The sequence below is a fragment of the Pedobacter petrophilus genome, from assembly GCF_009674725.1.
Taxonomy (GTDB): Bacteria; Bacteroidota; Bacteroidia; order Sphingobacteriales; family Sphingobacteriaceae; genus Pedobacter; species Pedobacter petrophilus.
This window is the reverse complement of the sequence record NZ_WKKH01000002.1, coordinates 143,556-157,328: the sequence shown is the minus strand read 5'-3', so window position 1 is coordinate 157,328 and position 13,773 is coordinate 143,556. Positions and strand designations below refer to the sequence as shown.

Here is a 13,773-nt window from a genome sequence, read left to right as displayed (position 1 = left end):
CTTAAGGTTCAAAACCCAATTAAAAAGTATTAAAAGCAGAAAAATAACATTGTAAATCTGTGTAATCATTTAATCTGTGTAATCATCTTAAAAAATGAAAAAATTTACAAAATTAACATCGGCCATCGTGCCTTTAAATATAGAAAACATTGATACCGACCAGATTATTCCGGCGAGGTTTTTAAAAGCAACTACCCGTGAGGGATTTGGTGAAAATCTTTTCCGCGACTGGCGTTATGAGAATAATAACCAGCCAAAAGCCGATTTCGTGTTGAATGACCCCACTTATAGCGGTAAAATTCTGGTTGCAGGTAAAAACTTCGGTTGTGGTAGTAGTCGTGAGCACGCGGCCTGGGCCATTCAAGATGCAGGTTTTGATGCCGTAATCAGCAGTTTCTTCGCCGATATTTTTAAAGGGAACGCCTTAAACAACGGCTTACTTCCTATTCAGGTAAGCGAAGATTTTTTGGCATCAATTTTCAAAGCCGTTGAAGGCAACGCGACTTCCCCTTTGGAAGTTGACTTGGAGAACCAAACAGTTACCATTATAGAAACTGGCGCACAAGAATCTTTTGAAATCAACCCCTACAAAAAGTCATGCTTAATTAATGGTTATGATGATATCGATTTTATCCTTGCCCAAAAACACCTGGTAGAAGAATTTGAAAAAAGGTAGAAGGTATATGACCAAAGCTAAAAGACTAAAGCAAAAAGAAATCAGTTTAAGCGATTAATCGTTATAATTATCCTAAAAGAAAATATGAAAGAAAGTTTCGTCAGTATTGAAAATTTAGATCTAAAATACCAGCAAAAGTCGGTGTTAACGGATTTAAACTGGATAATAAATAAAGGCGAAAATTATGTTTTGTATGGAGAAAGTGGAAGTGGAAAAACTGCATTGGCAAAAATAATAGCAGGTTTACAAAATGCTATTGGTGATGTAAAAATCAATTTTAACGCTAAAAGCCATCTTCCTGAGGCAGTTTTATTTGTAGAAAGCTGGTATCAATTCAAAAATTTGGAAGGCGTTGCAAATTTTTATTATCAGCAACGTTACACCAGCCAGCAAGCCAAAGACACCTTAACCGTTCATGCAGAATTAATCCATTATGGCAAAGAAAAAGGTCTTCATTTTGATCAGGTTGAACCCATTTTAGAAGCACTAAACTTTTCTGCTTTTGCCAGTTCACAATTGATCGAATTATCCAGCGGAGAGCATAAAAAACTCCAGTTAGTGAAGGCTTTATGGCTAAAACCGCAATTGCTCATTATCGATCAACCTTATACCGGTTTAGATGCTGCTTCCCGGAAGAACTTAAATGTACTGCTAGATGAAGTTTCAGCTGATGGGGTTCAGTTGCTTTTAATATGCAATGACGCGGAATTGCCCACCTCAATTAATCGTTTCGCAGAGATAGTAAATGAGCAAATTGCAATATCTAATTCAAAAGCGGTACAATTGGTTTCCAATAAAAAGCATACAAAAGAAATCCCTGATTTCTTGAAAGAATCACCCGCTTTCTCATCAGATAATGTTGTTAAAATGGTTAATGTAAATATCAGCTACGGCGAAAAGCAGGTATTAAAAAACATCAAATGGGAAGTAAAAGCAGGCGAAAAATGGCTGTTGCAGGGTCATAATGGTTCAGGTAAATCGACTTTACTAAGTTTAATAAATGGTGACCATCCACAATCTTATGCCAATGAACTTTATTTGTTTGGCAACAGACGCGGAAGTGGTGAGAGTATCTGGGAGATTAAACAACATATTGGTTTAATTTCACCAGAATTTCACTGGTATTTTGATGCAAATGCAACGGTTTGGCAAAGCATTGCATCTGGATTTTATGATACTGTTGGCTTGTTTCAGCAATTGCCTTACACAAAAAGTGCGCAGGTTGATGAGTTGACAGCATACTTTGGACTGACAAAATCTAAAAACGAACTATTAAGTACACTTCCTTTAGGAAAACAACGACTGGTTTTATTAGCAAGAACCATTATTAAAAATCCAGAATTATTAATCCTGGATGAACCTTGCCAGGGTCTGGATCAAGACCAAACAGAGCATTTTAACCACTTGGTTGATGAACTGTGCAGCAATGGAATGACATTAATTTACGTTGGGCATTTCGAATCGCAGCTGCCAACCTGCCTGGAAAAGAGAATATTATTAGAAAAAGGCGAGGTAAAAGTCGTCGAAAGTTTAAATATAGAAATACTAAGCTAAAGCAAAATAGCCCGGAAACACAGAACATACGGAATTAAAATCTTCCGTGATTTCCGAGCCTCCATGGCAAAAATTAGTGATAGCATAAGAAGTCAACAATGAAAAAGAACATATTAGTAATACCTGGAGACGGTATTGGACCAGAAGTTACCACATGGGGGAAAGCAGCATTAGAGAAAATTGCTGAAATTTTCGGCCACGAGTTTACGTTTGATGAAGCTTTGATGGGCCACGCAGCAATTGAAGTTACGGGTGAACCGCTGCCAGACGAAACATTAGAAAAAGCAAGAAATAGTGATGCTATTCTATTTGGTGCTATTGGCCATGCCAAATACGACAACGACCCAAGTTTAAAAGTTAGGCCAGAGCAAGGTTTATTAAAAATCCGTAAGGAACTTGGTCTCTTTGCAAACCTCCGTCCGATATTACTATTTGATGAACTTCTTCAGGCATCGAGTATTAAACCAGAGATTTTAAGAGGAACTGATATTCTCTTTTTTCGCGAGTTAACCGGCGATGTTTATTTCGGGGAAAAAACACGATCAGAAGATAGAAATACAGCATCTGATTTAATGATTTATCACCGTTACGAAGTAGAACGGATTGCACATAAAGCTTATCAGGCAGCCCAGCAACGCAACAAAAGATTATGCTCTGTAGATAAGGCAAATGTGTTAGAAAGCTCCCGTTTATGGCGTGAAACCGTCCAGGAAATTGCGAAACAATACCCTGATGTAGAAACAGAGCACATGTTTATCGATAATGCGGCCATGCAGCTTATCAAAAACCCTAAGAAATTTGATGTGGTGTTAACCGCGAATTTGTTTGGCGATATCTTAACCGATGAAGCTTCTCAAATTGCAGGCTCTATGGGCATGCTGGCATCGGCATCAGTAGGCGAAAGTACTGGTTTCTTTGAGCCTATTCATGGCTCTGCGCACGACATTACAGGTAAAGACCTGGCTAATCCACTGGCCTCTATCCTATCTGCAGCTTTAATGCTGGAAATTGGTTTTGGGCTAAAAGACGAAGCTAAACTACTGGTTGATACCATTGATGCCGTTTTGAAAGAAGGTTTCAGGACGCATGATATCGCCGACCAAAGCACTAACCGGTTTAAAGTTTTAGGCACTGCCGAAATGGGCAAATTAGTCTTAAAATTTTTATCACAAAATTCAATCAATTCCTAAAAAAAGTATAATGATACACGACCCGAATAAAGTATATATTTTTGATACCACCTTACGTGATGGAGAGCAGGTTCCAGGCTGCCAGTTAGATACCGGCCAAAAAATTGTAATTGCAAAAGCACTGGAATTACTTGGCGTAGATGTGATTGAAGCTGGTTTTCCCATTTCGAGCCCTGGTGATTTTCAAAGTGTTGTAGAATTATCAAAAGCAATTAAAAATCCAACCATTTGTGCTTTAACAAGGGCCATAAAAGGTGACATTGATGTTGCGGCAGAATCATTAAAATATGCGAAACATCCCCGAATCCATACCGGAATCGGTTCTTCGGATATGCACATTAAATATAAATTTAACAGCACCAGAGAGAAGATTTTAGAAAGAGCAGTAGAAGCAGTAAAATATGCCAAAAAATTTGTTGAAGATGTTGAGTTCTATGCAGAAGACGCAGGAAGAGCAGACAATGAATTTTTAGCTCAAATGATTGAAGCGGTTATTGCTGCTGGAGCAACAGTGGTCAATATTCCAGATACCAATGGCTATTGCATGCCCGACCAGTATGGTTCTAAAATTCTTTATTTAAAAGAGAACGTTAAAAATATCGACCAGGCTATTATCTCTGTGCACTGCCATAACGATTTAGGTTTGGCAACGGCAAACAGTATTGCTGGCGTAGTAAACGGTGCCCGTCAGATTGAATGTACCATCAATGGAATTGGCGAAAGGGCCGGAAATACGGCTTTGGAAGAAGTTTCAATGATTTTGAAAACGCATAGTTTAGGCTTGCATACCGGAATTAACAGTAAACATTTTACTGAAATCAGCGGAATGGTTAGCAGAATGATGCACATGCCTGTTCAGCCGAACAAAGCTATTGTGGGTAAAAATGCTTTTGCACACAGTTCTGGCATTCATCAGGATGGTTTCTTAAAGCATCGTGAGAATTACGAAATCATCAATCCTGAAGATGTTGGTTTAAACAGTGCAGATATTATTTTAACAGCCCGTAGTGGTCGCCATGCTTTAAAACACCATTTAGAGCGTTTGGATTACGACATCGAGAAAATTAATATTGATGATGTTTATGAACGTTTCTTGATTTTGGCTGATAAGAAAAAAGATATTACAGACGATGATTTGTTATTCTTGATGAGCAACGGAGAAACAGAATCATACAAGAATGGCTATAAATTAAATTTACTTCAGGTAGTTTGTGGCGACCAGGAAAAACCGACTGCTAACATTAAATTGCAATATGATGGTGTTGAAAAAGAAGCTAAGGCCGAAGGTAACGGTCCTGTAGATGCTACAATTAATGCAATCGTAAGCATTATTGATAAAAATATTACGCTTAAAGAATTTACCATTCAAGCGATGCATGGTGGAAGTGATGACGTAAGTAAAGTGAATATGAAAGTAGATTTCGAAGGAAAATCTTTCGTGGGTTTTGGCTTTAGCACTGATATTGTAAAAGCATCAGCAAATGCTTATTTAGATGCGATTAATAAGTTTTTGTAATAGAGCAGAAAGGTAAAAGCTGAAAGACTAAAGTAGAAAACTCATGCAATTCGTTTGTCAGGAAATTTTTTCATGACTATATGATCTGAGGATTTTAAATCCTCATTTAGCAAATGATGGGATTCGAATCCCGACTAGTAGCGAAAAACTAATACACTCGTTAGTCAGGAAATGTTTTCCTGACTAAATTATCTGAGGATTTTAAATCCTCGTTTAGCAAAGACAGCAATACAAATCCCAACTAACTGATTGCAAGGAATAGCAGGATTACAATAACCTAAAAGCAAAACTGCTTTTTAAAAAAAACATAAGTAAAAAATCTAGTCTTGATACTTGATTCTAACTACTTGATACTTAAAAAATGAATGATACAATAAAAAAAACTTTCGATTTTGAAGGCGCATTTAAAACTTTAGAAGGTGTTGTAAAACGCACCCCGCTGGAATTTAATGCCGGATTATCGTTAAAATACAATGCTAATATCTATCTCAAAAGGGAAGATTTACAAATTGTACGTTCCTACAAATTACGGGGTGCATATAACAAAATAAGTACTTTAAACGCTGATGCATTAAAAAATGGCATTGTATGTGCCAGCGCTGGCAACCATGCGCAGGGTGTAGCTTACTCCTGCAAAAAGTTAAATATTAAAGGTGTAATATTTATGCCTGAAATAACGCCTAAACAGAAGATCAAACAAGTAAATATGTTTGGTGGGGATAATATCGAAATTGTTTTAGTTGGCGATACCTTTGACGATTGTTTAAAAGAAGCCTTAATTTACTGTGAAGAAAAATCATCAACCTTTATTCCACCCTTCGACGATGATAAAGTAATTGAAGGACAAGCTACTGTGGCAATGGAAATTTTTCAGGATTTACCAGCGTTAGATGCCATAATTGTACCTGTAGGTGGCGGTGGTTTAGCATCGGGGGTGAGTTCATATTTGCAAACGGTAAAACCTGATGTGAAAATTTTTGGTGTGGAACCCATGGGCGCACCGTCATTAAGCGAAGCACTTAAAAATGGCGGACCAATAACTGTTGAAAACATAGAACGCTTTGTAGACGGTGCGGCAGTAAAAAGAATGGGCTGGATTACTTACAAATACTGTAAAGAACTGCTCAGTTCCACCTATTTAATTCCTGAAGGACAAATTTGCACGACTATTTTAAAACTTTATAATGAAGATGCTATTGTTGTAGAACCCGCAGGTGCGTTATCTGTTGCTGCTTTAGAACAGGTAAAAGACCAGATTATTGGTAAAAATATAGTGTGTGTGATCAGTGGTGGCAATAACGACATTGAACGGATGCAGGAGATAAAAGAAAAATCTCTGCTTTTTGAAGGCTTGAAACATTACTTCATTGTACGTTTTCCACAAAGACCGGGTGCTTTAAAGTTATTTGTAAATGAAGTTTTAGGTCCGCAGGATGATATTACGAGATTCGAGTTTATTAAAAAAACGAATAAAGAAAACGGGCCGGCTTTAGTTGGTATCGAGCTAACCAATAAGGATGATTATGCAAGTTTAGTGCAACGCATGAAGGATTTTAAATTTGAGATCATTGAGCTGAACCAAGACCAGACTTTGTTTGAATACTTGGTATAACATCTTAAAACAGAGCGCACAGCGTTTTCGCAGAAGAAAATATTTATGAACGTCGTCATACTGAAATTGATTCAGCATCTTATCGGTAAGATAGACCCTGAAATAAATTCAGGGTGACGAAAAATGTAAACTATGAATTTCAAAGATTTAACAAACAAAACATTAATCGCTGATAACGACATTGATTGGGAAGAACTCGGTGATGGCGTGAAGCGAAAAATTATGGCCTATGATGACCAATTGATGTTGGTTAAAGTAGATTTTGCAAAAGGTGCCATCGGAACTATCCATAACCACCCACACTTACAATTGAGCTATGTGGCGAGGGGAAGTTTTGAAGTGACTATGGGAGATGATAAAAAGATCCTGAATGAAGGTGATGTCTTTTTCGCACCAACCCTCGTATTTCATGGTGTGGTTTGCCTTGAAGATGGTGTGCTAATTGATATTTTCAATCCACATCGAGAGGATTTTCTGTAAAATTTTGTCTATATCTAGATACTTGCTACTTATATCTAGATACTTACGACTATTCAAAAGTAAATCTTACATTCTTGTAGCCTAAGCCTTCGATAAGCGGTTTTAATACATTGGTTGCATTTGTTCTGGTTTGGGTCAGAATGTTTGATTTCTTCACTTCGGCAGTAACCTGTTTTTCTGCTGCTTTATAAGCTTCATCCACTAATCCCGCTTCGCGGAAGAAAGCCATTTTCGTATCATAAACTCTGGAGTTTTTGTGGTCAATTTTTACATAACAAATCTCTGGCTGTGGTAAATTTACTACAGCGGTATCGGCTGTAACTTCAATATCTTCGCGTGTAATTTTTGTGAGGTCTATACAGCCAACAGCTTCTGCTTTCACAATGAGCAAAACGCTGGCTTCTGGTAGAAAATCTGTTTTATTTTTATGTTCCAATACATCGCTGATTTGATAGCGAACCAGTTCTAATTTGCCAATAGCCTCTATTTTCTCTACTAAGAGCTGATGTTTACTTTCAACAGATGTATTAATGCTGAACTTTTTGGAGATAAAAAAATAACCTGCAACCAGCAAAATCAGCCAGGGTAAAACTCTAAAAACTATTCTCATTATGAAGGAATTAATTCAATTTTCAATGTCGTACGGTATCGGATAAACAATTATTAATCCACATTGTGTTTTTGAGAATTTTTGGCAGTTGTTTTGTAATATGCAAGTCACACACACAAATTAAACATATCAACATGAAAAAATTTACCATTTTAATGCTTTGCATGGTCACACTAGGTTTGGCATCTTGCAAAAAAGAGGCTTTAGTCACTCCAAACAATTTAACAATTATTAAATTTATAAATCCTAATGACTGGCAGTCTAGTGCCAACAGGTTTACATTATCTGCGTCGATATTAGACAGTAGGATTGATTTAAGAACGTTAGAAGATGATGGAATTCTTGTCTATGTCTCTAGGGGTGATAATGGAGTATATGAGCAACTTCCATTTACTTATGATACACAAGCCTATAGTTATGCTGTAAGTGAAGGAAGAATAGATATTGATTTACAAAGTTCAGATTTTCAAGAAGCAATACCAGACCGTCCGAGCACAGTAACTAGAGTGAAAATCGTATTAATCGAATCATACCAATAATATCAATGAAACTCCAAAAAACGACCAATGTTCAACTGAACGTGGTCGTTTTTTTTATGCGCTCCCCTATTCAATTGCAGGGCCCTTACGGTTACACCATTTCTTTCCAGGAGTAATTCATCGTAAAAACCTTTATAATAAACATCCGCTACGTTAAAACGTCTGCTACTCCAGTTGTTATTAATCTCGGCCCATTCCGGATAAAATACCACCGTAGCGGCAAAGGTTTTCAACCCTATCTTTTCTGCATCACCACGTGATAAAACAACCGCATTGCCTAAAATTTGTGCAGTATAGATGTGTTTTGGATTTTGATATATTTCTGATGGTTTACCTGTTTGTAAAAGTTCTCCATTGCGAACAATTAAAAGCTGGTCTGCCAGAAATAGGCCATCAGCCGGATCATGGGAAACTAAAATAACCGTTACACCTGTTTCAGCAGCTACACGTTTAATATCTGCTCTTAATTGGTTCTTTAACAAAGCATCAACCTGACTAAAAGGCTCATCCAACAAAAGAACTTTTGTATCCGCTACCATTGCTTTAGCTATAGCTACACGTTGCTGTTCGCCACCACTTAACTCAATAACTTTTTTATTTTGTAAAGGAAGAATCCTGAGGTGTTCCATAATGGCTAAAGTTTTCTCGGCTTTAGTTTTAAGGTCGGTATTAGAAAGTTGTGAAGCAATATTATCGTAAACCTTCGCGTAAATATTCAGCGAAAAATCCTGAGTAACCATCTTCATCTGTTTATGTCCAGGAATTAGCTGTTCATCAGGACCTTTTATACGTTCACCTTCGAAAAAGATTTCTCCTTCATCAACTTTTAGGAAACCATAAATAGATTTCAATAAAGTAGATTTACCACTCCCACTTTCACCGATAATGGCTACTACATCGCCCCTGTTAATATCGAAACTAACATTTTTAATTCCGCCAGCTTGCTCAGTGCTGTATTGCTTCGTTAAATTCTTTACACTAATAATTGTATCGCTCACAAGAGTAAAGATAAAGCTTAAAGCAGAAAGTCTAAAGCCTAAACAAAAGAATATCACACGTGTAATTTTATTGAAATTTGCACGTATAAAAATCTTTGCCTAAATTTAATCTATGAATACAAAACTAACACTGACTATAGACGATTCAGTTATTAAGCAAGCGAAGGCTTACGCTGAGAAACAAGGGAGGAGCTTATCGGCTGTTGTAGAAAATTATTTAAAAGCAGTAACGAACAGAGATGAGAAAGAGGTAGAAATTTCGCCAATAGTAAAATCCATGGTAGGCGCATTCAAAATGCCTGATGACTTTAATTACAAAGAAGAGTTGAAAAAAATGGGAGAAGAGAAATATCAAAAATATCTAAATAATGAATAAAGTTCTTATTGACTCCGATATTATTCTTGACTATTTTCTTGATAGAAAACCCTTCTCTGACGATTCATCTAAGGTTTTATCACTATGTGAAAATAAAAAGATTAGTGGATTTGTAACCGGCTTGGCACTTGCTAATATTCATTATGTACTAAGGAAGGGACACAGCTCTAAATCAATTTTGCAAGGAATAAAACAGTTGCTGATCTTTCTGGACGTTGTTATAATCAATAAGGAAACTATTCTTAAATCAATTGATTCAGATTTTACAGATTTTGAAGATGCACTTCAAAATTTCTCAGCCGAGAATCACGAATTAATTGACATTATTATCACCAGAAATATAAAAGATTATAAAAAAAGTAAACTTAGTGTGCTTACTCCTACTATGTTTCTAGAAACATTATAAAAAAATCCTGTTCCGCCTAACCGAAACAGGATCTACTTATTTGTGTGTTGTTGTATTTTTAATTCAATCCAAAGGTTACACCAAAACTCATATTTTTTAAACCAGCCTGTGCAGGTGTGTTAAACATATCATTGAAGTAATATTTGGTAAACAACCCAAAGCCGCCATAACCAAGTCTGAAACTACCTCCGTAACGAACGGATTGAAAGTGGTAATTATCATATTGTTTTTCTTTACCGCGTTCATCACTAATTTGCTTAACTTTTCCATTAAGTAAGAAACTCACCTCAGGACCTAAAATGAAATAAAATCTTTTTCCTTTTTTCGATTCGGCTGTGCGAAATTCAAAGTTCAAAGGAATATGAACATAACTGCTGGAGAAACGATTTTTAGAAAATTCTATAGGTTCGTTGATGTAAGCTAGCGTAGGTTGATTTTTTTGAATGGTGATATTATCTCTCAATCTAATCAAAGTCCAGTCGAAACCACCAGCTACGTAAACCTTAAAATTCGAATTAAAGCGATAGCCAAATTGTAGAATATCAAATGAAAAAGTACTGGTTTTACCACCTTTGTAATCTAAAAAATCATTCGCTGGCGATAAATTAAAGCTTCCATTATCAATTAATCGGGAGAAACCTAAGTCTACTCTTGTAAAGGTAATTCCGCCAACAAAACGACCTTTTTTAACCTTATCCAAAGAGTCAGAATTTTTGGTGATTAAAGTCCCACCACCAATCCTAACAGTATATTTTGCTTTTTTTTTGATCACTGTATCTTTAACTAGCGTGTCTTGTTGTGCAAAAGCACGTGGAGCCATAACACTGGCAAGTCCGCTTACCAATAGTGTTGTAAAAATTAGATGTTTCATATGTTGTGTGTGTTTATTTTTGAATGATTAAAGGAATGAATGAGTGAATGATATAAGCAAACGCGCACTGATTCTGTTTTATTTTTTACTTTTTTTACCGATTCTGAAAGGACCAATATTTACCACCGAAATAGAAGAATCATCATCATCAGTTCTGAACTGAATTAACTTATCTTTTCTTTTATCCATGGTATTGACAATCAGATTTACTACATCGCCAACATTACGGATTCCCTTTCTTTCAGCGGGATAGCTATTGTCGATAACCTCATCTGCAACAACCTCATTTACATTTGAGGCCAAAACACTTTCTTGTTTCGTTTGAAAAACGGCCTCTTCAATTTTAGCTTTGATATCCTTTTTAGGTTCATCTGCTTTTGCAATCATGGTTTCCTGCTTTTGTATGTCAGGCGCAGACATCACTTTTTGTTTCTCAATCCGCTTAACATTTTCTTCCACTTTTGTTTTAGCCAGAGTTGTTACCGGTTTAGCGTCAACGGGCAGCGTTTTAACCGCGGCCTTAACCGGGGCAGCAACAGCTGAACCCAGTGTATCTTTTATTTGCGGCTCAACAATGACAGGCTTTTCCCTTTTAGGTGAAATATTATTAGCGTATTGTTTAGGAGCAGATTTCTGTTGCTGATAAATTAAAACGCCTACCGTAGCAATGAGTAAGACTGCTGCCGCCGATAACCAGTAAATAGGAATAATTCTTTTTTTCTTGGGTTCAATTTCGCTTTCGATGTTACTCCATAAGTCCCTGGATGGCGTAATTTCCGCCTCTTCAAAACGGTCTTTAAATAACTGATCAAAATTTTTATCCTGTATAGGTTGCATAACCAAATCCCTCCATTTTTGTAATTTCTTCTTTTAATATTGCCCTGGCTCTTGAAAGCTGAGATTTACTGGCACCTTCAGAAATGCCCAATGTTTCAGCAATTTCCTTGTGAGAATAGCCTTCAATCACATACATATTAAAAACCATTCTATATCCATCGGCCAGTTTTTGGATTACTTTCATCAGATCCTGCATGCCCAATGTTCCAAAATCAAATCCTGTTGATGGTTGTTCATAAGCTTCATCTATCTCTACCACTTTCAGGCTGCGTAAATTTTTACGGTAACTTTCAATTGCAGTATTCACCATTACTCTTCTAATCCAACCCTCGAAAGAACCATCACCTCTATAGTCTTTTATTTTCTGAAAGATTTTGATGTATCCCATTTGCAATACATCTTCGGCTTCCATTCTATCTTTGGCGTAGCGCATACAAACGGCGAACATTTTCGATGAAGTCTGCTTGTAAAGCATTTCCTGCATCTTCCGGTCGCCGGCTTTGCAGCCCTCCATCAAATCGTTTATCGTATAGCTTCGCGTCAATTTCATTGTGTGTTTGTATAGAGTAGATGGCAGATTACAAACAATGGTTGCATGAGGTGTTAAAAAAAGTTAAATAAAAGTTAATAATACAGTTATAGACTGACTATCAATGAGATAAAGCATACAAGATATAAATCTTTTGATTCAGAAGAGTAATTCCAGGAGCATTTATTTAAAAACCCCGCAGGTTTAAAAACCTACGGGGTTATAAATTGTACACATACAATCAACATAAAGCTTCCTACCCTCTACTTTCCGGCTTGCTTCACCTTAAAAAATCTAAAATCCTGTTTATAGGTCAAGAAGAATGAGTGATTAAACTGCAATTGTTTATCAGTATGGTCTAAATCGATATGCGGTTCGAAACGCACATCAAGGTATAAATGAGGAATCAGTTCCTTTTGGTAAGCGTAACGCAAGGAAACAATGTTTCTGCCGCTTTGCTTCAATCCATTGGTGTATAAATTACTCGAAACAGATTCATATAAAGGCATGCCTTTAATAGATATAAAGTTATTCCCTTTCCAATATGACGCCACTAAACTTCCCCATTTACTTTCTACACCGGCATTTAGCCACACGCCGAAGCCACCTTCATAAGCTCTTCTTTTGGTAGGAGAAAAATCTTTATAAACTGCAATGTAGTTATCGGTGTAAACCTGTTTAATATTGGTGTTAATCTCCTTATGTAACTTTAATCCGGTAGCACCATTAAAAACCGTGCTAATTGGAATTTCTTTTAAAACATCAATTTGTCCGCCCTGATGGAAAGCCAAAAACTGCGCTGGAAAGCTAAATTTCCAACCATTGTTTTCTGCAAGAGTTGTTTCTGTGGATAAACCTCCAATAATTTCTTCTTTAGCCGCTTCACCAGCGTAGATCATTTTCTGCCAGGCAATCCACGCATCTAAATTAAATTTCTTCCTTTCCACCAGAAGCTGTGTTCCATATTCAATTGGAGTAGTGATTGTTCTCTCAAAATCATAAAGCGGCTCAATATATTTATGTTGAATACCACCTTCTAAACTTCCAAAAATCAGGGTTAAATTTCTTTTATGATATTTCAGACTAAATAATGGCTTAGCATCTGTTACACCGTTTCGCCCGAAATCTTTCCGAATAAATGCACCTGCAGTAATTGCTAAATTTGGGTGGGCATAATAAACAATTTGAGGCTGCAGTTGTGTTCCATAAAGCGTATATCCGTCATGAAAATCGTTCGTATACTCATAGTTACGAACGTAATTCAAATTATAAAAGTTAAAGTGAACTTCGTTGGTTAAACTACTATCCGGACGAATTCGATTCTCAAAAGCCGATTGATTAAACTGTGCAGATGCAAAATAAGAAGTAAATAAAAAGGCAACGAGGAGTACGATTTTTTTCGAACCTGTAATTGTAGACATGAGTTTGGATTTATTCGCCCAAATTTAGAATAGTTTTTTGGTAAAGTATTAAGTAGCGAGTATCAAGTATCAAGAAGTTGAAACAAGTTTACGCAAAGTAAACAAAATCCTAAATAAAGTAGAATTGGATTTATTTATGCTTGGTTTTTGCTTTGGTC

15 protein-coding genes are annotated in these 13,773 nt (G+C 36.5%); 9 read left to right on the top strand and 6 right to left on the bottom strand.

Translation table 11 applies throughout. From position 1 onward, the window contains the following. The first annotated feature begins 94 nt into the window (after positions 1-94). From leuD to GJU39_RS01875, 6 genes are all read left to right on the top strand, one after another. A complete protein-coding gene (leuD, locus tag GJU39_RS01900) occupies positions 95-676 on the top strand; it encodes a 3-isopropylmalate dehydratase small subunit (RefSeq protein WP_154278996.1) in 582 nt (193 codons plus the stop codon). A gap of 84 nt (positions 677-760) precedes the next feature. After that, complete coding sequence (locus GJU39_RS01895; RefSeq protein WP_154278995.1) at positions 761-2,230, top strand: ATP-binding cassette domain-containing protein; 1,470 nt, start codon at positions 761-763, stop codon at positions 2,228-2,230. Between the two features lie 98 nt (positions 2,231-2,328). Continuing rightward, positions 2,329-3,420 carry a 3-isopropylmalate dehydrogenase gene (leuB, locus tag GJU39_RS01890; protein ID WP_154278994.1) on the top strand — a complete coding sequence of 364 codons (1,092 nt, stop codon included), beginning with the start codon at positions 2,329-2,331 and terminating at the stop codon, positions 3,418-3,420. A 10-nt stretch (positions 3,421-3,430) separates the two neighbouring features. Then, complete coding sequence (locus GJU39_RS01885; RefSeq protein WP_154278993.1) at positions 3,431-4,936, top strand: 2-isopropylmalate synthase; 1,506 nt, start codon at positions 3,431-3,433, stop codon at positions 4,934-4,936. Positions 4,937-5,297: 361 nt separating this feature from the next. Next, positions 5,298-6,548 carry a threonine ammonia-lyase IlvA gene (gene ilvA / locus GJU39_RS01880; protein WP_154278992.1) on the top strand — a complete coding sequence of 417 codons (1,251 nt, stop codon included), beginning with the start codon at positions 5,298-5,300 and terminating at the stop codon, positions 6,546-6,548. 132 nt (positions 6,549-6,680) lie between these two features. Next, positions 6,681-7,028, top strand: a complete 348-nt coding sequence (locus GJU39_RS01875) for a cupin domain-containing protein (RefSeq protein ID WP_154278991.1) — start codon at positions 6,681-6,683, stop codon at positions 7,026-7,028. A 49-nt stretch (positions 7,029-7,077) separates the two neighbouring features. Here the strand turns inward: GJU39_RS01875 and GJU39_RS01870 are convergent, their stop codons facing one another. Beyond that, positions 7,078-7,638: a DUF4230 domain-containing protein gene (locus tag GJU39_RS01870; RefSeq protein WP_154278990.1), complete on the bottom strand. Its 561-nt coding sequence runs from the start codon at positions 7,636-7,638 to the stop codon at positions 7,078-7,080. Between the two features lie 134 nt (positions 7,639-7,772). Between GJU39_RS01870 and GJU39_RS01865 the strand changes: the two genes are divergently transcribed. After that, complete coding sequence (locus GJU39_RS01865; protein WP_154278989.1) at positions 7,773-8,177, top strand: hypothetical protein; 405 nt, start codon at positions 7,773-7,775, stop codon at positions 8,175-8,177. Positions 8,178-8,179: 2 nt separating this feature from the next. Here the strand turns inward: GJU39_RS01865 and GJU39_RS01860 are convergent, their stop codons facing one another. Next, positions 8,180-9,175: an ABC transporter ATP-binding protein gene (locus GJU39_RS01860; protein ID WP_342448164.1), complete on the bottom strand. Its 996-nt coding sequence runs from the start codon at positions 9,173-9,175 to the stop codon at positions 8,180-8,182. 112 nt (positions 9,176-9,287) lie between these two features. Between GJU39_RS01860 and GJU39_RS01855 the strand changes: the two genes are divergently transcribed. Together GJU39_RS01855 and GJU39_RS01850 are read left to right on the top strand one after the other, a co-directional pair. Further along, a complete protein-coding gene (locus GJU39_RS01855; protein WP_154278988.1) occupies positions 9,288-9,551 on the top strand; it encodes a DUF6364 family protein in 264 nt (87 codons plus the stop codon). Next, positions 9,544-9,957, top strand: coding sequence for a PIN domain-containing protein (locus GJU39_RS01850; RefSeq protein WP_154278987.1), 414 nt, complete (start codon positions 9,544-9,546; stop codon positions 9,955-9,957). Before GJU39_RS01855 ends, GJU39_RS01850 begins: the two co-directional genes overlap by 8 nt. A 58-nt stretch (positions 9,958-10,015) precedes the next feature. Here GJU39_RS01850 and GJU39_RS01845 read toward each other — a convergent pair whose 3' ends face one another. The 4 genes from GJU39_RS01845 to GJU39_RS01830 form a co-directional block, all read right to left on the bottom strand. Further along, positions 10,016-10,828: an outer membrane beta-barrel protein gene (locus GJU39_RS01845; RefSeq protein ID WP_154278986.1), complete on the bottom strand. Its 813-nt coding sequence runs from the start codon at positions 10,826-10,828 to the stop codon at positions 10,016-10,018. A gap of 78 nt (positions 10,829-10,906) precedes the next feature. Further along, positions 10,907-11,665, bottom strand: a complete 759-nt coding sequence (locus GJU39_RS01840; protein WP_154278985.1) for a hypothetical protein — start codon at positions 11,663-11,665, stop codon at positions 10,907-10,909. Continuing rightward, entirely contained in the window at positions 11,646-12,215 is a 570-nt protein-coding gene (locus GJU39_RS01835) for an RNA polymerase sigma factor (protein WP_154278984.1), read from the bottom strand. The genes GJU39_RS01840 and GJU39_RS01835 overlap by 20 nt, the downstream gene beginning before the upstream one ends. Positions 12,216-12,457: 242 nt before the next feature. After that, entirely contained in the window at positions 12,458-13,615 is a 1,158-nt protein-coding gene (locus GJU39_RS01830; RefSeq protein ID WP_154278983.1) for a hypothetical protein, read from the bottom strand. Positions 13,616-13,773: the final 158 nt, after the last annotated feature.

Bases quoted from the DNA above. Each gene is read 5' to 3' on its own strand.
- leuD (WP_154278996.1), top strand. From the start codon at position 95: ATGAAAAAATTTACAAAATTAACATCGGCCATCGTGCCTTTAAATATA.
- GJU39_RS01895 (WP_154278995.1), top strand. From the start codon at position 761: ATGAAAGAAAGTTTCGTCAGTATTGAAAATTTAGATCTAAAATACCAG.
- leuB (WP_154278994.1), top strand. From the start codon at position 2,329: ATGAAAAAGAACATATTAGTAATACCTGGAGACGGTATTGGACCAGAA.
- GJU39_RS01885 (WP_154278993.1), top strand. From the start codon at position 3,431: ATGATACACGACCCGAATAAAGTATATATTTTTGATACCACCTTACGT.
- ilvA (WP_154278992.1), top strand. From the start codon at position 5,298: ATGAATGATACAATAAAAAAAACTTTCGATTTTGAAGGCGCATTTAAA.
- GJU39_RS01875 (WP_154278991.1), top strand. From the start codon at position 6,681: ATGAATTTCAAAGATTTAACAAACAAAACATTAATCGCTGATAACGAC.
- GJU39_RS01870 (WP_154278990.1), bottom strand. From the start codon at position 7,638: ATGAGAATAGTTTTTAGAGTTTTACCCTGGCTGATTTTGCTGGTTGCA.
- GJU39_RS01865 (WP_154278989.1), top strand. From the start codon at position 7,773: ATGAAAAAATTTACCATTTTAATGCTTTGCATGGTCACACTAGGTTTG.
- GJU39_RS01855 (WP_154278988.1), top strand. From the start codon at position 9,288: ATGAATACAAAACTAACACTGACTATAGACGATTCAGTTATTAAGCAA.
- GJU39_RS01850 (WP_154278987.1), top strand. From the start codon at position 9,544: ATGAATAAAGTTCTTATTGACTCCGATATTATTCTTGACTATTTTCTT.
- GJU39_RS01845 (WP_154278986.1), bottom strand. From the start codon at position 10,828: ATGAAACATCTAATTTTTACAACACTATTGGTAAGCGGACTTGCCAGT.
- GJU39_RS01840 (WP_154278985.1), bottom strand. From the start codon at position 11,665: ATGCAACCTATACAGGATAAAAATTTTGATCAGTTATTTAAAGACCGT.
- GJU39_RS01835 (WP_154278984.1), bottom strand. From the start codon at position 12,215: ATGAAATTGACGCGAAGCTATACGATAAACGATTTGATGGAGGGCTGC.
- GJU39_RS01830 (WP_154278983.1), bottom strand. From the start codon at position 13,615: ATGTCTACAATTACAGGTTCGAAAAAAATCGTACTCCTCGTTGCCTTT.